This window comes from Kitasatospora sp. NPDC056731, assembly GCF_040687675.1.
In the GTDB taxonomy this organism is placed as follows: Bacteria; Actinomycetota; Actinomycetes; order Streptomycetales; family Streptomycetaceae; genus Kitasatospora.
Genome location: NZ_JBFBNR010000015.1, coordinates 175,453 through 201,381, shown reverse-complemented (window position 1 = coordinate 201,381; position 25,929 = coordinate 175,453). Strand labels below are relative to the sequence as shown.

Genomic DNA, 25,929 nt, shown 5'->3' with positions numbered 1-25,929 from the left:
TCCTCGTACTGGGCCGTACTTGGACGTTTCGCCGGTGCGTCCAGGCGGGATGCCCGGCGTCGCGCGCCCGGCGGGAATTGTCAGACACGCCCTAGCCGAGCTGCTGCTCGATCGCGCGCAGCTTGCGCTCCAGCGAGTCCAGCTTGGGCATCGAGAGGGTGTCGTCGTCGGCCGTCAGGTCGATGGCCGAGCTGCGGTAGGACGAGCCCGAGGCCGATCCGGCGGACGAGGAGGAGTAGGACGACGAGTAGGACGAGGACGAGGAGGACGCCGAGGAGGACGGCGCGTACGACGAGCCGACGGCGGCACGCGGGCGGCGGCCGGCGTCCAGCGCGGCCGGCTCCAGCGGGCCCGAGGCGGCCTGGTACGAGGAGGCGGTGTCCGACTCGGCGGCTAGGGCAGGCTCCGTAGCGGTCTGGCCGTCGCCGGCAGCCGTGAGCGCGGGCACCTGGCGGCCGCCGCGGGCCCGGGCGAGCATGCCGCCCTGGCGGGAGATGGCCTTCAGCTCGGCCCGCTCGCGGCGGTCGGCCGTGCGGGCCCGCACCTTGGCGTCCAGCTTGGCCTGGCGCTCCTCGCGCACCTCCTCGACCGCCTCGTCCAGGCTGCGGACGTTCTCCAGCAGCATCAGCGACCAGGCCGCGTAGGTCTCGCGCGGGGCGCGCAGCCAGCGGACGATCCGGATCTGCGGCAGCGGGCGCGGCACGAGCCCCTGCTCGCGCAGCGCGGCCTTGCGGGTCTGCTTCAGCGCGCGGTCGAAGAGGATCGCCGCCGAGATCGACATGCCGGAGAAGAACTGCGGGGCGCCGTCGTGCGTCACGCCGCGCGGCGCGTGCACCCAGTTGAACCAGGCCGAGGCGATCGCGAACACCCAGACCAGCAGGCGAGAGCCGAGCGCGGCGTCACCGTGGCTGGCCTCGCGCACGGCGAGCACCGAGCAGAACATCGCGGCGCCGTCGAGGCCGAACGGGACGAGGTACTCCCAGCCGCCGGACAGCCCCAGGTTCTCCTTGCCGAAGCCCACCAGGCCGTGGAAGGACAGCGCGGCCGCGACACCGGCGCAGCAGAACAGCAGCGTGTAGGAGGAGATGCCGTAGATCATCTCCTTGCGCCGCCGACGCTCCTCGCTGCGCTCCCAGGAGTCGCCGGCCTCTTCCTTCTTCGTGTTCTTGAAACGCAGCGTCGCCAGCAGGACGGCGACGAACAGCAGGGCTGCGCCGCCGACGACGGTCCAGACCAGCTGTATGGAGGTCAGGTTCATTGCGGGTCGGGCCTCGGGTTTCCGCAGGGGACGGGTTCACAGAGCGACACAGGCGGTCAGCTCCCGGTACTCGGGGAGCGCCTGACGATTCGTTCGTCGCCGCACGGCGTACCCGCCGCACCCGCGCAGGGGCGGACGGGACACCTGTGCGGCTAGACGATATCGCGTCCGAAGGGGCGGCATGTTACGGGAGGGGGGCTTCCTCCCGCCAATCGACCCGCCGACCGCTCCACTCGTCGACCCGGCGGTGAGCGCCGGGGGGCCCGACGGGGTAGGGGAGGGGGAGGTTTGGGTATCCGAGGGCCGGGCTGATGCCCGATCATGGAGCGGCGGACCGTCAGATCGCCTGACGGGAGCAGGGGGAGAGGGCGGGATGGTCTCGATCTGGGAGTACCTGCGCGGGGAGCGGAACTACACCTTCGACAACCCGGGCGGTCAGCACAAGGTCATACTCACCAAGTCGACCCCGCAGCACGCGATCACCGGGGCCGCGGCCACCACCGGCTACCTCTACGTCAACCTGCACTGGACCACCCGCTCCGGGGCCGTCCGGCCCAGTGCCCGGGAACGCGCCAAGCGCCTCTTCAGCCCCCGCATCCTGCGCCCGCTGGAGCCGGACTCGGTACAGAACGAGCAGGTCAACGTCGACCTCGACCTGGCGTGCATGTACGAACTGTCCGACGGGAGCAGCGGCGTGGTGCAGCCGCTCGGCGGCTACTTCGGCGACCTCCGGCAACCGCCGTACATCAAGCTCAGCGGCGACGACCAGTACGGGGCGCCGTCCGGCGAGACGATGTACGTCAACCTGGAGAAGAAGGACAAGTTCAAACGGCTGCTGATCTTCGTCTACATCTACGACGGCACGCCGGCCTTCGAGCAGTCCCACGCGGTGGTGACGATCGTGCCGCAGACCGGGCCGCGGATCGAGATCAAGCTGGACGAGCGGGCCCGGGCGGCGCGCTCGTGCGCGGTGGTGCTGATCGAGAACGCGGGGGACAACCAGCTGACGGTGCGCCGTGAGGTGCGGTACGTCAACGGGTTCCAGGCGGACATCGACCGGCTGTACGGGTTCGGGCTGCAGTGGCAGCGCGGGTACAAGAGCCAGGGCGGCTCCGACTAGGGCGTGTCCGGCCTGGGCCCTGTCCGGCCTCGGCCCTGTTCGGTCCGGTCGGAGCCGGGCGGCGGTGGTGCCCTGAGCGGGCCGATCAGCGGGGCTGGAACTGCGGGCCCTGCGGCGGCAGGGCGAACTCCTCGCCGGTGGGCGGCTGGGCCGGTGCCTGGGCCGGTGGTTGCGCGGGGGCCTGGGCCGGCGGCTGCTGGCCGGTGCCGGCGTGCGGGTAGCCGTAGCTGCCGGGGTGCTGCTGCGGGGCGGGCTGCTGCTGGTGCGGGTAGCCGTAGCCGGTGCCCTGCTGCTGCGGGTACGGCTGGGGGGTGGGTTGCGGGTACCCGTAGCCGGTACCGGGCTGCTGCTGCGGATAGCCGTAGCCGGTGCCGGGCGGCTGCTGGGGCTGGGGCTGCGGCTGGTGCGGGTAGCCGTACCCGGTGCCGGGCTGGTGGGCCGGGGGTGCGGGTGGGGCCGGCGGCGCGGTCGGGGGAACGGCGGGCGGCGCGCTCGGCGGGGGCGGCACCGCGCCGGTGGCGGCCGCGGCCGCCGCGGCGGGCTGCTGCTGGGGCCCGCCCTGGGGGGTGGCCGACGGCTGCGGGACGGCCGGGGCCAGGGTGAAGGTGCCGGGCTCGGGCGGGGCGGTCGGGCGCGGGGCGGGCAGCGGGGTGCTGCGCGGGTCGACGGCGGCGGTGGGGGTGGCCGTCGAGGCCGCCGCCGGGGCCGCGTCGGCCTCCGCCTCGTCGTCGACGGTGATGCCGAAGTCGGTGGCCAGGCCGATCAGGCCGGAGGTGTAGCCCTGGCCGATCGCCCGGAACTTCCAGGCGCCGGAGCGCCGGTACAGCTCGCCCGCGACCAGGGCGGTGACGCTCTCGCCGTCGGAGATCGCGAACTCGGCGAGTGCGGGCGTGCCGTCCCCGGCCGTGGCGTCGAAGAGCAGCAGGCGCAGCCCGGGCACCGTACGGAAGGAGCCGCCCTCGGAGGAGCCGGCCAGCACCACCCGGTCGACGTCGGCGGGCAGCTTGGCGAGTTCGACCTCGATCGTGTCGATGATCTCGGCGCCGCCGGAGGTCTGCTGCTTGGGCAGGTGGCGCACCAGGCCGGAGGGGTGCCGCGGCTGGTTGTAGAAGACGAAGTCGGCATCCGAACGGACCTTGCCGGTGGCGCCGAGCAGCAGCGCGGACGCGTCCACGTCCGGCGCACCGGGCGTGGCGCTCCAGCGCAGCACGGCGCGGACCGCCGCAGCCGGCAGTGCGATGTTGGCGCCCTTGGCCATCACGTGCGTCATAGCCGACCATCCTGCCCGTTCGCCACCCCTTCGGACAACGTGACCGGGACCGTCGGAACCGGGTCGGACTTTGCCAAGACTTGCGCTTGCCGGGGGTTTGCCGGTGCTCGACCGGTGATCGGTGATCTGGACGGCGATGTTCCGGGAGTTCAGTGCCGAGGAACCGGGGACGGCCGGAATCCGTCCGTACGATGGGCGGTCCAAGGGCCCGCCGGGGTCGGGCGGAGGGGGGCCCGCCGGCGTCCGGCCGGGAACCACGGAGCCCCGTGGACCGGTTAACCATGGTGTCGCACCGCTGGATCGCGGTGTCGTCCCGCGCCGCCGCACGCCCCGGCAACGGACCGGCGGCCGTCAAACCTCTGAGGAGAGCACCTTGCGCCATTTCGGCCACCTCGCCGACGACGTACGCGGTCGCCTCTTCCTCGAACCGCCCCGGCCGTTCACCGCGCGGAGCGAGGCCGCGGTGCTGGCCACCGCCCTCGGCGGCACCCTCTACAGCCCCGCCACCCGGCCCGCGCTGGCCGCCGACATCCGCAAACAGGCTGCTCGGGGCGTGGTGTCGATGGTGCTCTGCCTGGAGGACGCGATCGCCGACCACGAGGTGGACGCGGGGGAGCGGAACCTGATCGAGCAGTTGAATGACCTGGTCAGGGATTTCACCGACTGCACACAAAGCCACCCCCTGCTCTTCATCAGAGTTCGAGCCGCCTCCCAGATCCTCGACCTGGCCGAGCGGCTCGGGCCGGCCGTCGAGCTGCTGAGCGGGTTCGTCCTGCCGAAGTTCACCACGGAGACCGGCGGCGCGTACCTGGCCGCCCTGGCCGCCGCCGAGGCCGCCACCGGGCGCCGACTGTTCGCCATGCCCGTCCTGGAGTCACCCGAACTCGCCCACCTGGAGACCAGGCGCCAGCAGCTCTTCGGCATCGCCGACCTGCTCGCCGGGCACCGGGAACGGGTGCTCGCCGTCCGCCTCGGCGTGACCGACCTCTGCTCCGCGTACGGCCTGCGCCGCTCGCCCGACCTCACCGCGTACGACGTCGCCCTGGTCTCCGCGGTGATCGGCGACGTGGTCAACGTGCTCGGCCGGGCGGACGGCACCGGGTACACCGTCACCGGTCCGGTCTGGGAGTACTTCCCGGTCCAGGAGCGGATGTTCAAGCCGCAGCTGCGCCGCACGCCGTTCGCCGAGGCCCCCGGGACGGCCCGGGCCTCCGGCGAGGAGGTCCGCCGGCGGATCATCGAGCACGACCTGGACGGGCTGATCCGGGAGGTCGAGCTCGACCGGGCCAACGGCCTGCTCGGCAAGACCTGCATCCACCCCAGCCACGTCCCCGCCGTGCACGCCCTCTCCGTGGTCACGCACGAGGAGTACTGCGACGCCCGGGACATCCTCCGGCAGGAGCAGGACGGCGGCGGGGTCCTGCGCTCGGCGTACACCAACAAGATGAACGAGGCCCGGCCGCACCGGGCCTGGGCGGAGCGGGTGCTGCTGCGGGCGGAGGTGTTCGGGGTGGCCCGGGAGGACGTGAGCTTCGCGGAACTGCTCGCGGCCTGCCTGTGCGGGGAGTGAGGGGGCTGTCCGCAGCCGGCCTGAACGTCCCGACCGATCCGACCTATCCGACTGATCCGAAGACCGCACCACCGCACCATGCGAAGGCAGGACCAGCAGTGACAGCACAGCAGACGTGGACCGGCCGTTGGGTCGCCGACCGGGCCGGCATCGCCCTGACCGGATCGGACCGCCTCCCCGAACTCGTGGGCCTGGCCCTGCGTTCCCAGAACCCGAAGCGCGCCCACCTGCTGGTCTCCACCGTGCTCGGCAAGCACGTCCCGCAGCGGCCCGCGATCGTCCACGGCGCCGGGCTCGAACTCGGCCGGCAGGTCCGCGAGTTGCTCGGCGACGAGGCCGCCGCGCGGGCCGTCGTCCTCGGCTACGCGGAGACGGCCACCGGCCTCGGCCACAGCGTCGCCGACGGCCTCGACGCCCCGTACCTGCACTCCACCCGCCGCCCGGTGCCCGGTGTGTCCCCGCTCGGCGGCTTCGAGGAGGAGCACTCGCACGCCACCTCGCACCTGCTGCTCCCCGCCGATCCCGAACTCCTCACCGGTGAAGGCCCGTTGGTGCTGGTCGACGACGAGTTCTCGACCGGCCGCACGGTGCTCAACACCATCCGTGAACTGCACGCCCGCCACCCCCGCGACCACTACGTCGTCGTCGCCCTGGTCGACCTGCGCTCCACCGCCGACCGCCGCCGGCTCGCCGACACCGCCGCCGAACTCGGCGTCCGGCTCGACCTGGTGGCCACCGCCAGCGGCGCCGTCCAGCTGCCCGCCGACGTCCTGGACCGCGCCGAGCGGCTGATAGCCGAGGCCGCCCCCGCCCCCGCCGCACCCCCCGGAACGCCCGCACCGCTCGCCCGGGTCGACCTGGACTGGCCCGCCGGGCTCCCCGACGGCGGCCGGCACGGGTTCACCGCCCGCGACCGCGCCCGACTGGACGCCGCCCTGCCCCGCCTGGCCGGACAGCTGGCCGACGCACTGCCCGCCACGGCGCGGCGCGTGCTGGTCCTCGGCTTCGAGGAGCTGATGTACGCCCCGCTGCGGCTGGCCGGCGCACTCGCCGACCGGTTGGGCGGCGACCGCGTCCGCTACTCCACCACCACCCGCTCGCCCGTCCTCGCCGTGGACGACCCCGGCTACGCCATCCGCACCCGCCTCGCCTTCCCCGCCCACGACGACCCGCAGGACGACGCGTCGCGCGAGCGCTACGCCTACAACGTCGCCCCCGGCAGCGACCCGGCCCGCCGCTTCGACGCGGTCGTGCTGGTGGTCGACGACGTCGCCGACACCCCCGCCCTGCGCGAGGGCGAGCGCGCCCTGCTCGGCCAGCTGCGGCAGGTCACCGACCAGGTGGTGCTCGCGGTGCTGCCCTCCCACCGGCCGGTCCGGCTGCCGTCCGACCGGCTGGCCGGGGCGCCGTCCCGCCTGCCGTCCCCGTTGTACGGTCCGGCGTTCTCCTCCTACCGGCCCGACGAGGTGGCCTGGCTGCTCAAGGACCTCTCCGGCGTCCCGCTCGAAGCCCCCACCGAGGAGCGCGAGGAGGCCGTCCAGAACGGCGGCGCGCACTACGCCGAGTCGCTGCCGGTCGAGTACCAGCCCAGCCCCGAGTACCAGGAGCTGTTCCACCAGGCGCTGCGCGCCTCCGCCCGCCGCATCGCGCTCGCCGCCGGCACCGTCGCCGAGACCCTGCTGCGCGAGCGCGGCCCCGGCCTGGTGCTCGCCTCGCTGGCCCGGGCCGGCACGCCCGTCGGCATCCTGATCCGCCGCTGGCTCGCCCACGCCCACGGCCTCGACACCCCGCACTACGCCGTCTCCATCGTCCGCGGCCGCGGCATCGACCCGGTCGCCCTGCGCTACCTGGCCGCCCACCACCGCGCCGGCGACGTCGTGTTCGTCGACGGCTGGACCGGCAAGGGCGCGATCACCCGAGAACTCGCCGAGGCCCTGGCCGGCACCGGCTTCGACCCGGACCTCGCCGTCCTCGCCGACCCCGGCCGCTGCGCGCGCACCTACGGCACCCGGGACGACTTCCTGATCCCCTCCGCCTGCCTCAACTCCACCGTCTCCGGCCTGGTCTCGCGCACCGTGCTGCGGCCCGGCCTGATCGGCCCGGACGACTTCCACGGCGCCAAGCACTACGCCGAACTGGCCGGTGCGGACGTCTCCGCCGCCTTCCTCGACACCGTGGCCGACCACTTCGACGCCGTCCGCCCGGAGGCCGTCGCCGCCGCCGACCGGCTGTCCACCGCCCCGGACCGCACGCCCGACTGGGCCGGCTGGGCCGCCGTCGAACGGATCAGCACCGAGTACGGCATCGACAGCGTCAACCTGGTCAAGCCCGGCGTCGGCGAGACCACCCGGGTGCTGCTGCGCCGCGTCCCCTGGCGGGTCCTCGCCCGGCGCGGCGCCGGCGCCGACCTCGACCACGTCCGGCTGCTCGCCGCCCAGCGCGGCGTCGAGGTCGAGGAGGTGGACGGCCTGCCGTACTCCTGCGTCGGCCTCATCCACCCCCGCTACAGTCGGGGAGCGACCGGGGCCTCCGGTAGGACCGTTGTGGTGAAGGAGTCCTGATGAACGCCGATGTTCTCGTCGCCAGCGACCTCGACCGGACGCTCGTCTACTCCAACCGGGCCCTCGCTCTGGACGTCCCCGACCGGCTCGCGCCCCGGCTGCTCTCCGTCGAGGTGCACGACGGCAAGGCGCTCTCGTTCATGACCGAACAGGCCGCCGCGCTGCTCGTCGAACTCGTCCGGCAGGCCTGGTTCGTCCCCGCCACCACCCGCACCCTCGCCCAGTACGAGCGGATCAACCTGCCCGGCCCGACGCCCGGTTGGGTCCCCGCGTACGCGATCTGCGGCAACGGCGGGCACCTGCTCGTCGACGGCGTACCCGACCAGGACTGGCGTGCCGAGATCACCGCGCGGCTCGCCTCCGGTGCGGCCCCGCTGGAGGAGGTCGTCCGGCAGCTCGCCCTGAGCGCCGACCCGGAGTGGACGCACAAGCGCCGCGTCGCCGACGGGCTGTTCGCCTACCTCGTCGTCGAGCGCGCCGCACTGCCCGGCGGCTGGCTCGACGAGCTGACCGGCTGGTGCGCCGAACGCGGCTGGACGGTCTCGCTCCAGGGCCGCAAGGTCTACGCCGTCCCCGGGCCGCTCAGCAAGAGCGCCGCCCTCGCCGAAGCCGTCCGGCGCACCGGCGCGTCCACCGTGCTCGCGGCCGGTGACTCACTGCTCGACGCCGACCTGCTGCTCGCCGCCGACGCCGCCTGGCGGCCCGGGCACGGCGAACTCGCCGACGGCGGCTGGACCGCCCCCGGCGTCACCGCCCTCGACGAGGTGGGGGTGGCGGCGGGGGAGGAGATCGTCCGACGCTTCCTCGCCCGGGTGGCCGTCGCGTCCGTCGCGTCCGTCGCGTCCGTCGCGCCCGCCGCGCCCGTCGCTTCCTGAGCGGAAGCGGGAGCGGTCAGCCGCAGCAGCCGCCGCCGCAACAGCCCCCTCCGCCACCACCGTTGCCGGAGGGGGCCTGGCGCGGGGCGCCGCCCGAAGCGGAGCCGGTGACGGCGACGGCGGACAGCAGCTTCACGGTGTCCTCGTGGCCTTGCGGGCAGACGGCGGGGGCGCCGGCCTGCGCCATCGGGCGGCGGAGTTCGAAGGTGGCGCCGCAGGAGCGGCAGCGGAAGTCGTAGCGTGGCATACCGGCAGGGTACCCAGGCGGCGCCCTGCCGACGTCCTGTCGGTGCCCTGTTGGCGTCCTGCTGGTGGGTCCTACCGGCGGGCTCTACCGGTGGGCGCTGCCGGTTTCCTGCCCGGTCGGTGCTACCGCTGCCCGCCCAGATCGCCGCGGATCAGCCCGATCACCTGCGCCGCCGTCTCCCGCACGCCCGCCAGCTCGGTCAGGAAGTGCCAGTAGTCGGGGTGCCGGCCGGCCGCCTCCAGGGTGGCCACGGCCCGGTCCAGCCGCGCCACCGCTTCGTCCAGCGGGGCGGCGTGCCGCGGGTCCGGCGCGCTGCGGCCCGTCATCGCCAGCCGCTGCGCGTCGCGCAGGGCGAACCGGGCCCGCTCCACCTCCCGGTGCGGGTCGTGCTGCACCTCGTTCAGCTGCCGCAGCCGCTCGTTCACCGCGACCACCGACCCGTCCGCGGTGTCCAGCAGCGCGCGCACCGTACCGATCGCGCCCGTCGCGTCCGCCCAGCGCTGCTCGTCCCGGGCCCGGGCGGCCTCGGCGAGCTTGCGCTCCGCCGCCCGCCCGGTCTCCGCGACCTGCTCCGACACCCGCTGGAGGTCTTGCCAGCAGGCTGAGCTGAACCGGCGGCGCAGTTCGCTCAGCGCCGGCTCGACCGTCTCCGCCTTGGTCTCCAGCGCCTGGATCCGGGTCCGCAGGCTCGCCACCCGCCGGTCGATCTCCCGTGCCCGCTCCGGCAGTTGACCGGCGTCGGCCGCGATCGCCTCGGCGCGCCGGCCCACCTCGTCCGCGCGCCGCAGCGTCGGCGCCACCCCGTGCCGGGCCGGCCCCTCGTTCAGCAGCCCGAGCTCCGGCGCCAGTTCGGCCAGCCGGGCCGCCAGGTCGTCCGCCCGCAGCCCGGCACCGCGCACCGCGTCCAGCGCGTTGCTCGCCTGGAGCAGCGCGCGCTTCGCCTGCTCCACCGCCGGGGTGACCCGCATCAGCTGCTGCTCGGCGCGCTGGAGGGTCGGCTGCAGTCGCTGGAGGAAGTCGTTCAGCTCCGCCCGGGCCGAGCCGAGCTGCCCCTTCACGTCCTCCAGCTGACGCCGGGCCCGCGCCGCGGCGCCGGCGTCCAGCGCCTCGTCGTCCAGGTTGTACGCGTCCAGCGCGCCCAGGTAGTTCACGGTGACCTGGTCCACCCGGCCGGTGATCCCCGCCAGGTCCGCCAGCGCCCGGCGGGCCGTCGCCTCGTCCTCGGCCGCCCGGACGGTCTCCACCGCCAACTGCACCTCGCGCTGCGTCGAGTCCAGCTCGTAGAACGCCTCCTGCGCGGCGTCCCGGGCCGCCTTGGCGTCCGCCCGCACGCCCTCCCCGCCGCGCCGACCCCACCAGCCGCCCGTCCCGGCCGAGGCCAGCCCCAGCGCACCCAGCGCACCCGCCAGCACCACCGGCACCACCAGTGCGTCGGCCAGCGCACTCCCCGCCCGACGCCACCCCCGCCCGCTCCCGCCGGCCACCGTCACTGCGCGCTCCCTGCTCCGACCCGCTGATCCACCCCCATTCTTCCCGATCACCCCACCCCACCGGCACCCCCACCCGTCCCACTCCCCGACCACCCGCACCACAGCACCCCCCGGGACCAGGTACCCTAGGCAGTCGTCGTGCCCCCACCGGGCCACGACAGGGGGCGCGTAGCTCAGTGGTAGAGCGCTGCTCTTACAAAGCAGATGTCGGCGGTTCGAAACCGTCCGCGCCCACAGCAGGGGCGTGGGTCCGCGAGGGCCCGCGCCGAGATCGAAGAACATCGAGAACACGTCACGCCGCAGCTCCTGCGGCTGGAGCCTCCAGGGCGGCCGACTCGGCAGCGAGTTCGGCCGCTTTTCTGTTCGGCCGACTCCCGGGCCTTCGGGGGCCGGCGGCTGGAATCCTTCCCGTGGCTGTGATCCGCCTGGTGGTTTCGGCGTGAGATCGCCGGCTCGACACGCTGTGTGAACTCCCACCGTGGGCGATGTCTGCATTGCACAGTGTGCGCAGGTTTGTGACTGTGCTGAGGAGGCCGCCATGCCCCTGCCCCTCCGACCGTTCGCCCCGCGCGGGTGAGTGGGCCCACCGCCGGTGCGGTGCCGACGTTGGAGCTGGAGGACATCCAGGGCACTGTGCTGCGGCGTCGTCCGGACGTCTACCACGGTGTGTACCTGCTCTACCGGATCGACGACCCGGCCGCGGCGAAGCGGTCGCTGCGCGAGGTCCTGCCGGAGGTCACCAGCGCGGCGGACTGGGAGCGGCCCCGCCCGTTCACCCTCAACGTCGCCTTCACGTACCGGGGGCTGGCCCGGCTGGGCGTGCCGCCGGATTCGCTGGCCTCGTTCTCCCCGGAGTTCCGGGCCGGCATGGCCGCCCGGAAGGAGGTGCTGGGAGATCTCGGTGCCAGCGACCCCGGTAACTGGCCCCCGCCGCTGGGCGGACCCGACGTGCACATCGGGGTGGTGATCATCGCGACGGCCCCCGAGGGGCTCCACGAGCCGGTGGCGGCGGCCGGTCGGCTGGCCGGGGTGAGCCTGGTCTACCGGCTCGATGTCGGTTCCCCGGTCACCGGGCGCGAGCACTTCGGGTTCCGGGACGGCATCTCCAGCCCGTACCTGCTCGGCAGTGCCGAGCGGCCGCTGCCCGGCCAGGACGCCGTCCAGCCCGGCGAGTTCCTCTTCGGCTACCCGGACGAGTCCGGGGCGGCGCCGGCGGGGCCCGCGCCGGACGTGCTCGGCCGCAATGGCTGCTACCTGGCCTTCCGTCAGATGCATGCGGATGTGGCCGCGTTCCGCAGGTACCTGCGGGACCAGGCCCGCTCGCCCGAGGACGAGGAACTGCTCGCGGCCAAGATCGTCGGCCGCTGGCGCAGCGGTGCGCCGCTGGCGTTGGCGCCGGAGCACGACGATCCGGACCTGGGCGCCGATCCGACGCGTAACAACGACTTCCGCTACCACGACGACCCGCGGGGCCTGCTCGTCCCGCGCGGCGCGCACATCCGGCGCGCCAATCCGAGGGACGGCCTGGCGGACACCGTGGTCGAGACCGGCATCCACCGGGTGCTGCGGCGCGGCGCGGCGTACGGCCCGCTGCTGCCGGCCGGGGCCTTGGAGGACGACGGCGCGGAGCGCGGGATCATCTTCATCTTCATGGGCGCCAGCCTGTCCCGGCAGTTCGAGTTCGTGCAGCAGGTGTGGCTCAACGACGGCGACTTCGCCGGCCTCGGCCCCGAGCAGGACCCGCTGGTCGGCAACAGCGGCGGCGCCGGTGTGCACACCATCCCGGCCCGCCCGGTCCGGCGCCGGCTCACCGGGCTGCCCCGGTTCGTGACCGTGCGCGGCGGTGAGTACTGCTTCCTGCCCGGCCTCGCCGCGATCGCCTGGCTCACCGCACTGCCGGACCCGGCCGGTAGCCCGTCCGTCGCGCCGCACTCATCGACCTCGGAGGACGACAGGTGACCCCGCCCGAGAAGGACTTCACCCCCGTGCGGTACTCACCCGATCTCGTGCCACCGGAACCGGACTTCGACCGGCACCTCCAGCAGTCCAGACCGTCCGCAAGGAGGTGTACCGGCGCTCGTCGGTGCTGCGCCACGAGCTGAACGGCCGGCGCCGCGCCGAGCCGGCCTCGGCCGCCGACGTGCTTCCCGACTCGTCCTGACGCTTCGCCCGAAAGGAATCCAGATGTACGACTTCGACCCGTCGACCTACCAGCCGATCTCACCGGACGTGTCGGTCGAGGAGATCGCCAAGGCCTTCCAGAGCCCCCGTCCGCAGACCGAGGGCGTCGGCCTGCGGGCGGTGAACCGGTCGGAATTCACCCTGATCGCACCGGTCATCCAGCCGACCGGGCCCGCCGTCTTCCTGGAGCGCGCCGAGAAGGCCTGCATCGAGGCGCCCTACTGGGAGAACCGCCTCGGGACGGTCCACGACCTGCGGGTCGCGCTCGTCAACGACGGTCATCAGGTGCTGTTCTGCGCGACCTACAGCGACGAGTTCAAGCCCTACGTCATCGACGTCATCCGCTTCGCCACCCCGTGGATCGACCACATGTTCAACGACGTGGCGGCCGGCTACCCGGGCCTGGCCTCCGACCAGGCGGTCGACTACATCGCGAAGTACCAGGTGCAGGCCAACGTCTGGTACGGCGGGCCGAACCCGGAGGCCACCCCCAGGGACATCGGCAAGGCCATCGCGGTGGCCGCCGCGTTCGACGACCTGCTGGACGCCGCCCAGAGCTGACCGCGTGCGTCGACGGGCGTGCCGGCGCCCGTGCGGGAGGGCCGGGGTTCGGGAGGCGGGGTGGGGTGGGCTGTGTTTGGGTGGCTGCACACCGCTTGGGAGAGGTGATCCTCCGTGACCATGCCCCCGTTCGGATCGAGTGATCCGTTCTCCGATCTGCTCAGCCGCTTCTTCGGGATGAGTCCGATGGCCTCCCCGCCCGCCGTGCAGCGGGTGCCGATCGGGCGGTTGCTGAGCGAGTCCTCGCAGGAGTTGCTGGGGTTGGCCGCGCACCGGGCCGGCGAGGACGGGATCAGTGATCTCGACACCGGGCACCTGGCCTGGGCGGCCACCCGGGTGGAGCCGTCGCGCCGGATGCTGGAGCGGGCGGGGATCGACCCGGACCAGCTGGCCGGTGACCTGGAGCGGTCGCTGCCGTCCGGGGATCCGGCGGCGGTGGACGGGCAGCCCGCGCTGACGCCGTCGGCCAAGCGCGCGCTGCTGGCGGCGCACGCCCGTTCGCAGGCGGCCGGGGCCTCGTACATCGGGCCGGAGCACATCCTCGGCGCGCTGCTGGACCAGGAGCGGTCCGGGGCGGGGACGGCGCTGCGCAACGCGGCGCCCTCGCAGGAGGCGCTGAAGACGGTGCTGGAGGGGCGCGGTGTCGGCGGGGAGCGCAGCAGCACGGGCGCGCACCCGAGCGAGACGCCGACGCTGGACGAGTACGGGCTGGACCTCACCGAGGCGGCGCGCTCGGGCCGGCTGGACCCGGTGGTCGGGCGGGCCGAGGAGATCGAGCAGACCGTCGAGATCCTCTCCCGCCGGACCAAGAACAACCCGGTGCTGATCGGCGAGCCGGGTGTCGGCAAGACCGCGATCGTGGAGGGGCTGGCGCAGCGGATCGTCTCCGGGGACGTGCCGCAGAGCCTGCGGGACAAGCGGGTCGTCACCCTCGACCTGACCGCCCTGGTGGCCGGCTCCAAGTACCGGGGCGAGTTCGAGGAGCGGCTGAAGAAGGTGATCGACGAGGTCACGGCGGCCGAGAAGAGCGTGATCCTGTTCCTGGACGAGCTGCACACCGTGGTCGGCGCGGGTTCCGGCGGCGAGGGTTCGATGGACGCCGGCAACATCCTCAAGCCGGCGCTGGCGCGCGGTGAACTGAGCGTAGTCGGTGCGACGACGCTGGACGAGTACCGCAGGCACGTGGAGAAGGACGCCGCGCTGGAGCGCCGCTTCCAGCCGGTGCTGGTGCCCGAGCCGAGTGTCGAGGAGACGGTCGAGATCCTGCGGGGGCTGCGGGACGCGTACGAGGCGCACCACCAGGTGCGGTTCACCGACGAGGCGCTGGACGCGGCGGCGACGCTGTCCGACCGGTACGTCAGTGACCGCTTCCTGCCGGACAAGGCGATCGACCTGCTGGACCAGGCCGGTGCCCGGGTGCGGCTGCGCAGCCTGAGCGGCTCGACCGAGGCGACCGGGGTGCAGGACCGGATCACCAAGCTGAAGCGGGAGTTGGACGAGGCCGTCGCGGACGAGGAGTTCGTGCGGGCGGCCAATCTGAAGGGCGAGCTGCGGCAGACCGAGGACGAGCTGGCGTCCGTCGCCGAGTCCCGCGAGGAGGTCGTCGACGTGACCGCCGACGACATCGCGCAGGTGCTGTCGTCCCGGACCGGCATCCCGGTCGCGGAGTTGAACGCGACCGAGCGGGAGCGGCTGCTCAAGCTGGAGGAGCACCTGCACGAGAAGGTGATCGGCCAGGACGAGGCGGTCACCGCGGTCGCCCAGGCGGTGCGCCGCGGCCGGGCCGGGATGGGCGACCCGGACCGGCCGACCGGCTCCTTCCTCTTCCTCGGGCCGACCGGCGTGGGCAAGACCGAGCTGGCGAAGGCGCTGGCGGCGCTGCTGTTCGGCGACCCGGACCGGATGATCCGCTTCGACATGAGCGAGTTCCAGGAGAAGCACACCGTCTCCCGGCTGGTCGGCTCCCCGCCCGGGTACGTCGGCTACGACGAGGCCGGGCAGCTGACCGAGGCCGTCCGCCGCAAGCCGTACAGCGTGCTGCTCTTCGACGAGGTGGAGAAGGCGCACCCGGACGTCTTCAACCTGCTGCTCCAGGTGCTGGACGACGGGCGGCTGACCGACTCCCAGGGGCGGACGGTCGACTTCCGCAACACCGTGGTGATCATGACCAGCAACATCGGCTCGCAGCGCATCCTCGACCAGGCCGGGAACGTGGACGAGATCCGTGGCGACCTGATGCGCGACCTGCGCCAGCAGTTCCGGCCGGAGTTCCTGAACCGGATCGACGAGGTGATCGTCTTCCACGCGCTCACCCGGAAGGACCTGCTGTCGGTGGTCGATCTGCTGCTGGAGCGCAGTCGGCGCCGACTCAAGGCGCAGGACGTGCAGTTGGAGGTCACCGAGGCGGCCAAGGAGTGGCTGGTCAACCGCGGGTACCAGCCGGAGTTCGGGGCCCGGCCGCTGCGCCGGACGATCCAGTCGGAGCTGGACAACCGGGTGTCCAACCTGCTGCTGGACGGCACGGTGCGGGAGGGCGACACGCTGATCGCGGAGGTGAGCGACGGCGACCTGGTGGTCTCGCTCGCCCGGCCGGAGGCGTCGGCGACCTTCGAGGAGGCGCAGGAGAAGGCGGGGGAGGACGAGCGGGAGGCGTCGCAGGAGGCCTGACCCGTTGGTGATCGCCCTGCCGCCGCCGGCCGGTCCGGCGGCGGCAGGGCGCACCTACGCCTGCGGGAAGACCTCGCGCAGCAGCGGCTCCGGCAGCCCGCGCTTGCGCCACTCGCGCGGGTAGCCGAGCGAGACCTCCTCGAACGGGACGCCGTCGTAGCTGGTCTTGCGGGGGATGTGCAGATGGCCGTAGATCATCGCCGCGGTGTTGAAGCGGCGGTGCCAGTCCGCGGTCAGTTCGGTGCCGCACCACTGGGCGAACTCGGGGTACCAGAGGATCTCGGTGGGGTGGCGGACCAGCGGGTAGTGGTTGACCAGGACGAGCGGTACGTCCGGGTCGCAGGCCGCCAGCCGCTGCTCGGTCAGCCGGACGCGCTCGCGGCACCAGGAGTCGCGGTCCGGGAACGGGTCCGGGTGGAGCATCCGCTCGTCCGCGCAGACGATGCCGCTCTCGTAGGCGGCCGCCAGGGACTCCTCCTTGGTGGTCGTGCCCGGCGCGCGGAAGGAGTAGTCGTACAGGAGGAAGAGCGGGGCGATGCGGACCGGTCCGCCGGCGCCCTGCCAGAGCGGGTACGGGTCCTCGGGGGTGAGCACGCCGAGGTTCCGGCAGAGGTCGACCAGGTGGTCGTAGCGGGCCACGCCACGTAGCTGCACCGGGTCCTCGGGGTGGGTCCACAGCTCGTGGTTGCCGGGGGCCCACACCACGCGGGCGAAGCGTTCGGCGAGCAGTCCGAGCGCCCACTCGACGCTGGTGGTGAGTTCGGCGACGTCTCCGGCGACGAGCAGCCAGTCGTCGGGGGTGGTGGGCCGGATCTTCTCCACCAGGTTGCGGTTCTCCTGGTAGGAGATGTGCAGGTCGCTCACGGCGAGCAACCGCCCGCCCGCCCCCGTGGGCTCCGACGGCGCGTCGCTGCGGTACTCGGTAGTCACTCCTGCCCCCTGTGGTCACCCGTCCGATGTCGCCACAGTACGTGGCGGACGGGGGCCGTGGGGCGGGTTGACGCGATCGGCCGTGCGAAGGGAGGGGCCGGCGGACCGCCGCCACCGCGCGAACGAGCCATTGCGGCCGAAGTGCTTTCTTGGTGTCGTCTTGACTCTTGACAGTGAGTCATGTCCGCGACAGCTTTGGTGCACCCCCACACCGAGAGGTCTCTCATGAAGAAGCCGCTCATAGGCATGCTCGCCACCGTCCTGGTCGCCGGAGCAACCGCCCTTGCCGGCGCCCTCCCGGCCCAGGCCGCCACCGCGGAGGCCCCCGCCGCCGTGTCCGTCGCGGCCCAGGACGGCCAGTCCCTGAGCGCCCAGGCCCAGGTCACCGACACCAAGGCGGCCCCCCGCGCCGTCAACTTCGCCGGGACGGTGGCCCTCAACAACTGTTCCGGTTCGCTGGTCCGGATGCCAGGCTCGGCCGCGAGCGACCCGGCCCTCGTCCTGTCCAACGGCCACTGCCTGGAGTCCGGCATGCCCGGCCCCGGCGAGGTGATCCTCAACCAGCCCTCCAGCCGGACCTTCACCCTCCTCAGCTCCAGCGGCAGCGGGCTCGGCACCCTGCGCGCGACCAAGGTGGTCTACGGCGCCATGACCGACACCGACGTGTCGATCTACCAGCTGAACACCAGCTACGCCTCGATCCAGTCCCGGTACGGGATCGCCCCGTTGACCATCTCCGCCGCCCACCCCACGCAGGGCGCCTCGATCAAGGTCGTCTCGGGCTACTGGAAGAAGATCTACTCCTGCTCGATCGACGGCTTCGCCTACCAGTTGAACGAGGCGGACTGGACCTTCAAGGACTCGGTCCGCTACACCTCCGGCTGCAACGTGATCGGCGGTACCTCCGGCTCGCCGGTGGTGGACGCGAACACCGGGCAGGTGGTCGCGGTCAACAACACGATCAACGAGAACGGCGAGTCCTGCACCCTCGACAACCCGTGTGAGGTCGACGAGAACGGCTCGGTGACGGTGCACCAGGGCATCGGCTACGCCCAGGAGACCTACGGCATCCCGGCCTGCTTCGCCGCCGGCAACCGGTTCGACCTCACCCTGCCCGGCTGCACCCTGGTCCGGCCCTGACCTGAACCGTCACGACGGTCCTGGCCTGAGCTGATCCGACCTGGCCTGACCGCCGCCCCGCGCCCGACCGCCATGTCGTGACGGAACCGGGGCGACCCCGCTGACCAGCACCGATCCCCGATGGGCCACCCGCGAACGGCGGGTGGCCCATTCGGCCGTCCACCGGGCGGCCGGCGCACCACCCGCGCCGCACTGTCATCCCGACAGAGCGGCAGTCATATCCGTGTGACCAATGGAGAGTTGATGACCACCACGCTGCGAAGGCTGCTGGTTTCCGTCCTGCTGATACCGCTGCTCGCGCTCGGCGGCCTGGCGACCCCGGCGCTGGCCGCCGGTGCCCAGGGCGCCGGTACCGCCGAGGCCGCCCACGGCCGGAGCCCCGCCGACGACCCGAATGCCGACATCAAGGACCGCCTGGCGGCGATCCCCGGGGTGACGATCACCGAGGAGAAGCCGACCACCACCGGTCACCGCTACTTCCTGCTCACCTACACCCAGCCGATCGACCACTTCCGCCCCTGGCTGGGCACCTTCCAGCAGCGCTTCAGCGTGCTGCACCGGGGCTACGACCGCCCGACCGTCTTCTACACCAACGGCTACACGCTGGGCACCAACCCGTCGCGCACCGAGCCGACCCGGCTGGTGGACGGCAACCAGGTGTCCATCGAGTACCGGTACTTCACCCCGTCGCGCCCCGAGCCGGCGGACTGGTCCAAGGCCGGCATCCGCCAGCAGGCCGCCGACTCGCACCGGCTGGTGACCGCGCTCAAGCGGATCTACCAGCAGGAGTGGCTCTCCACCGGCGCCAGCAAGGGCGGCATGTCCTCCACCTACTTCCGCCGCTTCTACCCGGACGACGTCGCGGGCACGATCGCGTACGTGGCGCCGAACAACACCGACGTCAACGACTACGCGGCCTACACCAACTTCTTCCGCACCGTCGGCACCCCCGAGTGCCGGGCCGCGCTGAACGCCGCCCAGCGCGAGCTGCTGGTGCGCCGCGACCGCCTGGAGACCCGCTACGTGGCCGACAACAAGGCCGCCGGCTCGACCTTCAACACCCTCGGCACGCCGGACCGGGCGTACGAGGCGGGCGTGCTCGACGTGGTCTGGGCGTTCTGGCAGTACAGCACCGAGGCGGACTGCGCCAAGGTCCCGGCCGCGGCCACCGCGACCGACGACGCGCTGTACGCGTGGTTCGACTCGCAGTCCGGCATCACCGGCAACAGCGACCAGTCGCTGGCGAAGTACACCGCGTACTACTACCAGGCCGCGACCGAGCTGGGTGCGCCGTTCTTCGACGTCTCGCACCTCAAGGGCGTGCTGCACTACGACTACAAGGAGCTGTACTCGGCCCGGTCGTACGTGCCGAAGGACATCCCGATCTCCTTCAACCCGAACGCGATGCGGGACATCGACCGCTGGGTGAAGCACGACGCCGAGCGGATCATCTACGTCTACGGCGGCAACGACCCGTGGGGCGCCAAGCCGTTCAAGCTCGGCCGGGGCAGTGACGACAGCTACGTCTACACCGTGCCGGGCGGCAACCACGGCTCCAACATCGGCCAGCTGCCGGCCGCGCAGTCGGCGGAGGCGACCGCCAAGGTGCTGGAGTGGGCCGGCCTGGGCGACCAGGACGCCGCCCGCTCGCTCGGCAAGAAGCAGCAGATCCCGCCGTTCGGCCCGCTCGACGAGGAGGGCCTGAAGCTGGAGTCGCAGCGCCACCCGCTGTAAAGCGCCACCAGCTGTGACCGACAGGTCGTAGCGCCGTGTGACGCCTTGGAGGAGGCCGCCCCCGGTCGGGGGCGGCCTCCTCGCGCATCTGGCGGGGCCGGCCCGCCCGGGACGGGCCGGGCCCTATCTGAAGTACTGAATCGGTGCTTCAATGCTTTCATGGCCTACCGACGCACGCCCGCCGTCCAAGCCCGGCTGGACGCCCAGCGCGAGGCCGTGCTGCAGGCAGCCGTCCTGCTGCTCGCCGAGCGCGGCTACGGCGGCTGCACGATGGCCGCCGTGGCGGACCGTGCCGGGATCGCCACCGGAAGCCTCTACCAGCACTTCGCCAACAAGGCCGAGCTGTCCGTGCAGCTGTTCCGCCGGGTGGTCACCCGCGAGATGGCCGCCGTCGACGCGGCCGTCGCCCTCCGGGAGGGCCCGCGGCAGCGGATCGCCGCGGTCGTCGAGACCTTCGCCGCCCGCGCCCTGCGCGCGCCCCGGCTGGCGTACGCGCTGCTGGTCGAGCCGGCCGACGCGGTCGTGGACAGCGAGCGCCTGGTGTTCCGCCGGGCGTTCCGGGACGTGATCGCCACCGAGATCGCCGCCGCCGTGGCGAGCGGCGAACTCCCCGAGCAGGACCCGGTGCTGACCGCCGCCGCGCTGGTCGGCGCGGTCGGCGAGGCACTGGCGGGCCCGCTCGCGGCCGCGCCTGCGGCTGACTCCGCGGGATCGGCCGAGCCCACGAAGCCGGCGGGCACCACCGACGTGGTCCCCGCCCTGGTCTCCTTCACCCTGCGTGCCCTGGGAGGACGCGATGACAGCGACGCATGAGGTCACCAACCAGGTGCCCCTGCCGTACGGACACGACACCGCCGCCGATCCGACCCTGCTCGCCGCCCTGCACCGGGCCGGCGCCGGCTGGGCCGAGTCCGAACTGCACGAGCTCGGCCGCCTGGCCGGCTCCGAGCAGGCCGCCGAGTGGGGCCGGCTGGCCAACGAGAACCCGCCCGTCCTGCGCACCCACGACCGCTTCGGCCACCGCGTCGACGAGGTCGAGTTCCACCCGGCCTGGCACGAGCTGATGCGCACCGCCGTCTCCCACGGCCTGCACGCCGCGCCCTGGCGGGACGAGCGGCCCGGCGCCCACTCCGCCCGGGCCGCCAAGTTCTTCGTCTGGGGGCAGGTCGAGGCCGGCCACACCTGCCCGATCTCGATGACCTACGCCGCCGTCCCGGCCCTGCGCGCGAACCCCTCCCTGGCGGGCGAGTTGGAGCCGCTGCTGGCCGCCACCACGTACGACTTCGGGCTGCGCGAGCCGCGCACCAAGCGCGGGCTGATCGCCGGCATGTCGATGACCGAGAAGCAGGGCGGCTCGGACGTCCGCACCAACACCACCACCGCGACCCCGCACCCGGACGGCACCTACCGGCTGACCGGCCACAAGTGGTTCACCTCCGCGCCGATGTCCGACCTCTTCCTGACGCTCGCCCAGGCTCCGGGCGGGCTCAGCTGCTTCATGCTGCCGCGCGTCCTCCCGGACGGCACCCGCAACCGCCTCCAGCTGATGCGGCTCAAGGACAAGCTCGGCAACAAGTCCAACGCCTCCGCCGAGCTGGAGTACGACGGCGCGGTCGGCTGGCTGGTCGGCGAGGAGGGGCGCGGGGTGGCGACCATCATCGAGATGGTCAACATGACCCGCCTGGACTGCACCATCGGCGCCGCCTCCGGCATGCGCTACGGCGCCACCCGGGCCGTCCACCACGCCCTGCACCGGCGGGCGTTCGGCCGGCCGCTGGTGGACCAGCCGCTGATGCGCAACGTGCTCGCCGACCTGGTCGTGGAGTCCGAGGCGGCCACCGCCGTCGCGATGCGGCTCGCCCAGAGCACCGACCTGGCCCTGGCCGGGGACGAACCCGAGGCGCTGGTACGGCGGTTGGGCCTGGCGGTGGCCAAGTACTGGGTCTGCAAGCGCGGCCCGGCGCACGCCGCCGAGGCGCTGGAGTGCCTGGGCGGCAACGGCTACGTCGAGGAGTCCGGGATGCCCCGGCTCTACCGGGAGGCGCCGCTGGTGTCGATCTGGGAGGGCTCCGGCAACGTCGCCGCCCTGGACGCGCTGCGCGCCATGGCGAGGCGCCCGGAGACGGTCGAGGCCTTCCTCGGCGAGCTCGACGCCGCCGCCGGGGCGGACCGCCGGCTGGACGCGGCCGTCGCCGACCTGCGCAAGCAGCTCACCGACCAGGCCGACCTGGAGTACCGGACGCGCCGGCTGGTCGAGTCGATGGCGCTGGCCTTCCAGGGCGCGCTGCTGGTCCGTCACGGCAGCCCGGCGGTGGCGGACGCGTTCTGCGCCACCCGCCTCGCCGGGGACCGCGGCTCCGCCTTCGGCACCCTGCCGTCCGGCGTCGACACCGCCGGGATCATCGACCGGGCCCGCCCGGTGCCGGCGTGAGCGAATCCCAGGAGGTCCGCGCGTTCTGGCAGGCCCTGGGCCTGCCCGGCCTCATCGACGTGCACACCCACTTCATGCCGAAGAACGTCCTCGACAAGGTGTGGGCGTACTTCGACGCGGCCGGCCCGCTGGTGAACCGGCCCTGGCCGATCACCTACCGCGAGGCCGAGGAGCAACGCGTCCAGCGGCTGCGGGACTTCGGCGTCCGGGCGTTCACCTCGATGCTCTACCCGCACAGGCCCGGCATGGCCGGCTGGCTGAACGCGTGGTCGGCCGACTTCGCCGCCCGCACCCCGGAGTGCCTGCACACCGCGACGTTCTTCCCCGAGCCCGAGGCGCCCGGCTACGTGGCCCGCGCGATCGAGGACGGCGCCCGGGTGTTCAAGGCGCACGTGCAGGTCGGCGGCTACGACCCGGTGGACCGGCAGCTGGACGAGGTGTGGGGGCTGCTCGCCGAGACCGGTACGCCGGTGGTCACCCACTGCGGGTCCGGACCGGTGCCGGGCAACTTCACCGGTCCCGGTCCGATCGGCGAGGTGCTGAAGCGCCACCCCGGACTGGTGCTGGTGGTCGCCCACCTCGGCATGCCCGAGTACCGCGACTTCCTCGACCTGGCCGAGCGCCACCCGGCCGTCCGGCTGGACACCACGATCGCCTTCACGGACTTCGCCGAGGCCGACGTCCCGTTCCCGCGCGCCGAACTGCCGCGCCTGCGCGGCCTCCAGGACCGTGTCCTGCTCGGGAGCGACTTCCCCAACATCCCGTACCGGTACGTGCACCAGCTGGAGGCGCTGGCCGGGCTGGGCCTGGGGGAGGAGTGGCTGCGGGCCGTCTGCCACGACAACGCCGCCGCGCTCTTCGGGCTCGCCCCGGCGGGCTGAAGCGGCCGGTCGCCGGGGGCGCGGTCCTGAGCGCCCCCGGCCCCGGCCCTTACCTGCGGGGTAATCGACGCCCGGCGGCCGGGCGGGCAGGGTGGGGGGACCCGGCCGGCGTCACCGCCGCCGGGCCCCATCCCCGTCAGGAGGCTGATCCGCCATGTCCGCGAACGCCCTCACACCCGCCCGCCCCGGCTCCGCCTCCCCCCTGTGGACGGTGCGCGGCGTGCTCGCCCTGGACGCCCTGGTCACCGGCGGCAACGGTCTCGTCTACCTGGCCTTCGCCGGCCCGGTCGGCGAGCTGCTCGGGGTCGGCCGCGGCGTCCTGCTCGCCCTCGGGCTCTTCCTCACCGGCTACGCCCTCGGGGTCGGCGCCCTGGCCGCCCGCCGGCGGCCGCCGCGGCTCGCGGTGCAGGCGGTGATCGACCTCAACGCCGTCTGGGTGGTGCTCAGCCTGGTGGCGATGGCGGCCTGGTTGGAGCCGACCACGGCCGGCGCGGTCTGGATCCCGGTGCAGGCGGCGGTGGTGGCCCTGTTCGCCGTCCTCCAGTTCACCGCGCTGCGCCGCCGCGACGGGGGCGGCACCGGGGGGCGTCGCACCTGAAGCGGGGTCAGCGCTCCGGGCCGACCGCGTCCTGGAGGAACCGCACCGTCTCCGCGTCGGCCGGCAGGAGGGTCTCCATGGCCAGCTCGGAGACCGTCACGTCCAGCGGCGTGTTGAAGGTCGTGATGGTGGACAGGAAGGACAGCACCCGCCCCTCGTGCCGGATCCGCATCGGCAGCGCGAACGGGAACAGCCCGGCGCCGTCCGCCTGCTCCCCGCCCGGGCCCGGGTCGTCCGCCGCCGCCGGGTAGCCGGCGACCTCCTCGTACAGCCGCCGCAGCGCCTCGCCGCACAGCAGCTCGATCCGGTGCTCCACCCGCTCCAGCAGGTGCCGCCGCCACTGCGGCAGGTTCACGATGCGCGGCGCCAGCCCCTCGGGGTGCAGGGCGATCCGCATCGCGTTGAGCGGCGGTTCCAGCAGGTGTGGGGCGACGCCGTCGAGGAGCAGCCCGAGCGAGCGGTTGGCCGCCAGCACCCGGAAGGTCCCGTCGACGACCAGCGCCGGGTACGGGTCGTGGGCGGCGAGCAGCCGCTCCAGGCCGCCGCGCAGCGCGTCCATCGACGGGTCGTCCAGCGGCGTCTCGGGGAAGTGCGGGGCGTAGCCGGCCGCGAGCAGCAGGGTGTTGCGCTCGCGGACCGGGACGTCCAGGTGTTCGGCGAGCCGCAGCACCAGCTCCCGGCTCGGGCGGGAGCGGCCGTTTTCGACGAAGCTGAGGTGCCGGGTCGAGGAGTCCGCCCGCAGGGCCAGTTGCAGCTGGCTGAGCTGCCGCCGTTCGCGCCAGCCGCGCAGCAGCGGTCCGACTCCGGTACCCGTCGGGCTGCCCATGCCCGCCATGATCGTCATGGCCAGGACGGTACTGGACCGGGCCCGCCCCGGGGGAGAGGGCCTTCCGGCCCGGTCGGCGAGGCTCTGGTCGGTGCGGCTGGGCAGTGCGGTTGGTCGGTGGAGCTTTTCGTTCGGTACGGCTTCGGGGGTCCGGCTCAGACGCCGGTGCTCGACCCCGGCCGGATGACCATCAGCACCACGACCACCGCCCACAGCAGGTTGAACACCCCGGCCGTCATCGGCAGCAGCCGCAGGCCCTGGACGGCCTTGGTGTGCTGCTCCGGCGAGGTGTCGGCGCCGAGCGCGTCCACCGCGGCCTGCTGCCCGGGCAGGACGAAGAGCAGCAGCGAGAGCGCGGCGATCGCGGTGAGCACCATCGAGACGATGATCCAGGACTGCCCGAGCACGTCCATCACCTGGGCCAGGCCGATGCCCATCACCGGCACCGCGACCCCCAGCAGGGCGTAGACCTGGGTGATCCGGTGCAGGATCCGCAGCACGCCCGCGTCCGAGGCCTGGTCCGGCCCGCCGGCCAGCGCGGCCTTGGCCCGGCGCGGGAACATGCTGACGGCCACCGCGACCGGGCCTATGAACAGGACCGACGCGAGGACGTGCAGGCTCAGCAGGAACTTGGCCATGGCGGGGACACCCTTAAATCCGGCGGTGGGCAGCTGGTGCGACGGGCGTCCGGTGGCGGCGCGCCCGCGATCAGGCACGCTAACACCGCTTATCCGGGGGCCCGCCGCGCGGGTGGGCGTGCTCGTTCCGCAGGACTGCAGTGCTCCGCCCTGGTCAGCCCGCCGTCGTCAGCCGGACGATCCTCGGCGCGGCGGTGCTGACCGCCGCGACGGCGGCGCCGTGCTCCGGGTCGGCCCAGTCGAGCAGGTGCAGGTCCTGGTGGCGGCTGCGCAGCGGGGCGCCGGGCGGGACGTCCAGGGGCAGGTCGGACAGGTCGACGGAGGCCAGGGTGTCCAGGGTGGCCCGCCCGATCTTGATCAGCGACTCCTTGCGCACCCACAGCCGCAGGAACGCCTGGTCCGGTTCCGGTGCCGCCTCGACCAGACGCAGTTCGGCGGGGGAGAGCACCCGGCGGGCGACCGCGCCCAGCGATCCGCCGCGCGCGGCCAGCTCGACGTCCACCCCGACCGGCTGGTGGCCGGCTCCGGCCGCGACCACGCCCCGGGTGTGCGACAGGCTCACGTGCACCTCGGGGTGGTCCGGCAGGTACGGCTTGCCGTGGTCGGCCAGGCCGCAGTCCGGGCACTGCTGGGCGAGCGTGAGCGAGGCCGCCGGGACGTCGAGCAGCCGGGCGGCGCAGAGCCGGACCAGCACGTGGCCGGCGGTGAAGTCGATCCGCCCGGACTCGTGCCGGAAGCGCGCGGCGCGCTCGCGTTCGAGGGGGGTGAGCAGGTGCTCGCCCGCTTCGGGGTGCCGCAGTACGGCGTCGGCGGACGCGACGGCGACGAGCGGCGTGCTCTGGTCCTGGGCCTCGGAGGTCATTGCTCCAACCTAACGGGCGCGGGCGTCGGGCGGGGGCGGCGCGGAGGTCGTCCGGGCAGGGCCGGTGGGAGGGGACCGCTGCGCCGCGC

The 25,929-nt window shown here is 73.5% G+C and carries 21 protein-coding genes and 1 tRNA gene; 14 read left to right on the top strand and 8 right to left on the bottom strand.

From position 1 onward, the window contains the following. Positions 1 to 91 precede the first annotated feature (91 nt). On the bottom strand, positions 92 to 1,258 hold the full coding sequence (locus tag AB0R04_RS18465; protein WP_363372393.1) for a DUF2637 domain-containing protein: 1,167 nt from the start codon (positions 1,256 to 1,258) through the stop codon (positions 92 to 94). Between the two features lie 373 nt (positions 1,259 to 1,631). Between AB0R04_RS18465 and AB0R04_RS18460 the strand changes: the two genes are divergently transcribed. Continuing rightward, positions 1,632 to 2,378: a hypothetical protein gene (locus tag AB0R04_RS18460; RefSeq protein WP_063347436.1), complete on the top strand. Its 747-nt coding sequence runs from the start codon at positions 1,632 to 1,634 to the stop codon at positions 2,376 to 2,378. Between the two features lie 85 nt (positions 2,379 to 2,463). Here the strand turns inward: AB0R04_RS18460 and AB0R04_RS18455 are convergent, their stop codons facing one another. Continuing rightward, entirely contained in the window at positions 2,464 to 3,648 is a 1,185-nt protein-coding gene (locus AB0R04_RS18455) for a TerD family protein (RefSeq protein ID WP_363372390.1), read from the bottom strand. A gap of 373 nt (positions 3,649 to 4,021) precedes the next feature. On the opposite strand from AB0R04_RS18455, the gene AB0R04_RS18450 reads away from it, so the two are divergent. The 3 genes from AB0R04_RS18450 (at position 4,022) to AB0R04_RS18440 (ending at position 8,654) form a co-directional block, all read left to right on the top strand. Next, positions 4,022 to 5,218 carry an HpcH/HpaI aldolase/citrate lyase family protein gene (locus tag AB0R04_RS18450; protein WP_363372388.1) on the top strand — a complete coding sequence of 399 codons (1,197 nt, stop codon included), beginning with the start codon at positions 4,022 to 4,024 and terminating at the stop codon, positions 5,216 to 5,218. 98 nt (positions 5,219 to 5,316) lie between these two features. Next, positions 5,317 to 7,779: a phosphoribosyltransferase gene (locus tag AB0R04_RS18445; protein ID WP_363372386.1), complete on the top strand. Its 2,463-nt coding sequence runs from the start codon at positions 5,317 to 5,319 to the stop codon at positions 7,777 to 7,779. Next, positions 7,779 to 8,654: an HAD family hydrolase gene (locus AB0R04_RS18440; RefSeq protein WP_363372383.1), complete on the top strand. Its 876-nt coding sequence runs from the start codon at positions 7,779 to 7,781 to the stop codon at positions 8,652 to 8,654. Before AB0R04_RS18445 ends, AB0R04_RS18440 begins: the two co-directional genes overlap by 1 nt. A gap of 16 nt (positions 8,655 to 8,670) precedes the next feature. On the opposite strand, the gene AB0R04_RS18435 is transcribed toward AB0R04_RS18440, so the two are convergent. Together AB0R04_RS18435 and AB0R04_RS18430 are read right to left on the bottom strand one after the other, a co-directional pair. After that, entirely contained in the window at positions 8,671 to 8,901 is a 231-nt protein-coding gene (locus tag AB0R04_RS18435) for a zinc ribbon domain-containing protein (RefSeq protein ID WP_063347431.1), read from the bottom strand. Positions 8,902 to 9,023: 122 nt separating this feature from the next. Beyond that, positions 9,024 to 10,391, bottom strand: a complete 1,368-nt coding sequence (locus AB0R04_RS18430; protein WP_363372381.1) for a hypothetical protein — start codon at positions 10,389 to 10,391, stop codon at positions 9,024 to 9,026. 162 nt (positions 10,392 to 10,553) lie between these two features. On the opposite strand from AB0R04_RS18430, the gene AB0R04_RS18425 reads away from it, so the two are divergent. The 4 genes from AB0R04_RS18425 to AB0R04_RS18410 all read left to right on the top strand — a co-directional run bounded on the left by AB0R04_RS18425 (position 10,554) and on the right by AB0R04_RS18410 (position 15,800). Beyond that, positions 10,554 to 10,625 (top strand) — tRNA-Val (locus AB0R04_RS18425). A 339-nt stretch (positions 10,626 to 10,964) separates the two neighbouring features. Next, positions 10,965 to 12,350, top strand: a complete 1,386-nt coding sequence (locus AB0R04_RS18420) for a Dyp-type peroxidase (RefSeq protein WP_363372379.1) — start codon at positions 10,965 to 10,967, stop codon at positions 12,348 to 12,350. Positions 12,351 to 12,575: 225 nt separating this feature from the next. After that, positions 12,576 to 13,133, top strand: coding sequence for a hypothetical protein (locus AB0R04_RS18415; protein ID WP_363372376.1), 558 nt, complete (start codon positions 12,576 to 12,578; stop codon positions 13,131 to 13,133). Positions 13,134 to 13,247: 114 nt separating this feature from the next. Continuing rightward, a complete protein-coding gene (locus AB0R04_RS18410; protein ID WP_363372374.1) occupies positions 13,248 to 15,800 on the top strand; it encodes an AAA family ATPase in 2,553 nt (850 codons plus the stop codon). Between the two features lie 54 nt (positions 15,801 to 15,854). On the opposite strand, the gene AB0R04_RS18405 is transcribed toward AB0R04_RS18410, so the two are convergent. After that, positions 15,855 to 16,730 carry a metallophosphoesterase gene (locus tag AB0R04_RS18405; RefSeq protein ID WP_363372371.1) on the bottom strand — a complete coding sequence of 292 codons (876 nt, stop codon included), beginning with the start codon at positions 16,728 to 16,730 and terminating at the stop codon, positions 15,855 to 15,857. 225 nt (positions 16,731 to 16,955) lie between these two features. Here AB0R04_RS18405 and AB0R04_RS18400 point away from each other — a divergent pair, with 225 nt between their 5' ends. From AB0R04_RS18400 to AB0R04_RS18375, 6 genes are all read left to right on the top strand, one after another. After that, on the top strand, positions 16,956 to 17,870 hold the full coding sequence (locus tag AB0R04_RS18400) for a serine protease (protein ID WP_363372368.1): 915 nt from the start codon (positions 16,956 to 16,958) through the stop codon (positions 17,868 to 17,870). A gap of 243 nt (positions 17,871 to 18,113) precedes the next feature. After that, positions 18,114 to 19,604 carry a S28 family serine protease gene (locus AB0R04_RS18395; protein WP_363372366.1) on the top strand — a complete coding sequence of 497 codons (1,491 nt, stop codon included), beginning with the start codon at positions 18,114 to 18,116 and terminating at the stop codon, positions 19,602 to 19,604. A 159-nt stretch (positions 19,605 to 19,763) separates the two neighbouring features. Beyond that, positions 19,764 to 20,417, top strand: a complete 654-nt coding sequence (locus AB0R04_RS18390) for a TetR/AcrR family transcriptional regulator (protein WP_363372363.1) — start codon at positions 19,764 to 19,766, stop codon at positions 20,415 to 20,417. Next, positions 20,401 to 22,035, top strand: a complete 1,635-nt coding sequence (locus AB0R04_RS18385; RefSeq protein ID WP_363372360.1) for an acyl-CoA dehydrogenase family protein — start codon at positions 20,401 to 20,403, stop codon at positions 22,033 to 22,035. Before AB0R04_RS18390 ends, AB0R04_RS18385 begins: the two co-directional genes overlap by 17 nt. Continuing rightward, the gene (locus tag AB0R04_RS18380) at positions 22,032 to 22,916 is read left to right on the top strand and encodes an amidohydrolase family protein (protein ID WP_363372357.1); all 885 of its coding nucleotides are present in this window, start codon (positions 22,032 to 22,034) and stop codon (positions 22,914 to 22,916) included. The genes AB0R04_RS18385 and AB0R04_RS18380 overlap by 4 nt, the downstream gene beginning before the upstream one ends. A 154-nt stretch (positions 22,917 to 23,070) precedes the next feature. Beyond that, positions 23,071 to 23,514 carry a hypothetical protein gene (locus tag AB0R04_RS18375; protein ID WP_363372354.1) on the top strand — a complete coding sequence of 148 codons (444 nt, stop codon included), beginning with the start codon at positions 23,071 to 23,073 and terminating at the stop codon, positions 23,512 to 23,514. Positions 23,515 to 23,521: 7 nt separating this feature from the next. Here AB0R04_RS18375 and AB0R04_RS18370 read toward each other — a convergent pair whose 3' ends face one another. The 3 genes from AB0R04_RS18370 to AB0R04_RS18360 form a co-directional block, all read right to left on the bottom strand. Further along, complete coding sequence (locus tag AB0R04_RS18370) at positions 23,522 to 24,358, bottom strand: helix-turn-helix transcriptional regulator (RefSeq protein WP_363372352.1); 837 nt, start codon at positions 24,356 to 24,358, stop codon at positions 23,522 to 23,524. Positions 24,359 to 24,495: 137 nt separating this feature from the next. Further along, on the bottom strand, positions 24,496 to 25,056 hold the full coding sequence (locus tag AB0R04_RS18365) for a DUF2269 family protein (RefSeq protein ID WP_363372349.1): 561 nt from the start codon (positions 25,054 to 25,056) through the stop codon (positions 24,496 to 24,498). A 76-nt stretch (positions 25,057 to 25,132) separates the two neighbouring features. Then, on the bottom strand, positions 25,133 to 25,840 hold the full coding sequence (locus AB0R04_RS18360) for a 4'-phosphopantetheinyl transferase superfamily protein (RefSeq protein ID WP_363372347.1): 708 nt from the start codon (positions 25,838 to 25,840) through the stop codon (positions 25,133 to 25,135). Positions 25,841 to 25,929 lie beyond the last annotated feature (89 nt).

Excerpts from the sequence above, each read along its gene's own strand:
- AB0R04_RS18460 (WP_063347436.1), top strand. The coding sequence starts at position 1,632 with ATGGTCTCGATCTGGGAGTACCTGCGCGGGGAGCGGAACTACACCTTC.
- AB0R04_RS18435 (WP_063347431.1), bottom strand. The coding sequence starts at position 8,901 with ATGCCACGCTACGACTTCCGCTGCCGCTCCTGCGGCGCCACCTTCGAA.
- AB0R04_RS18465 (WP_363372393.1), bottom strand. The coding sequence starts at position 1,258 with ATGAACCTGACCTCCATACAGCTGGTCTGGACCGTCGTCGGCGGCGCA.
- AB0R04_RS18395 (WP_363372366.1), top strand. The coding sequence starts at position 18,114 with ATGACCACCACGCTGCGAAGGCTGCTGGTTTCCGTCCTGCTGATACCG.
- AB0R04_RS18415 (WP_363372376.1), top strand. The coding sequence starts at position 12,576 with ATGTACGACTTCGACCCGTCGACCTACCAGCCGATCTCACCGGACGTG.
- AB0R04_RS18440 (WP_363372383.1), top strand. The coding sequence starts at position 7,779 with ATGAACGCCGATGTTCTCGTCGCCAGCGACCTCGACCGGACGCTCGTC.
- AB0R04_RS18390 (WP_363372363.1), top strand. The coding sequence starts at position 19,764 with ATGGCCTACCGACGCACGCCCGCCGTCCAAGCCCGGCTGGACGCCCAG.
- AB0R04_RS18375 (WP_363372354.1), top strand. The coding sequence starts at position 23,071 with ATGTCCGCGAACGCCCTCACACCCGCCCGCCCCGGCTCCGCCTCCCCC.
- AB0R04_RS18360 (WP_363372347.1), bottom strand. The coding sequence starts at position 25,840 with ATGACCTCCGAGGCCCAGGACCAGAGCACGCCGCTCGTCGCCGTCGCG.
- AB0R04_RS18370 (WP_363372352.1), bottom strand. The coding sequence starts at position 24,358 with ATGACGATCATGGCGGGCATGGGCAGCCCGACGGGTACCGGAGTCGGA.
- AB0R04_RS18455 (WP_363372390.1), bottom strand. The coding sequence starts at position 3,648 with ATGACGCACGTGATGGCCAAGGGCGCCAACATCGCACTGCCGGCTGCG.
- AB0R04_RS18385 (WP_363372360.1), top strand. The coding sequence starts at position 20,401 with ATGACAGCGACGCATGAGGTCACCAACCAGGTGCCCCTGCCGTACGGA.
- AB0R04_RS18400 (WP_363372368.1), top strand. The coding sequence starts at position 16,956 with ATGAAGAAGCCGCTCATAGGCATGCTCGCCACCGTCCTGGTCGCCGGA.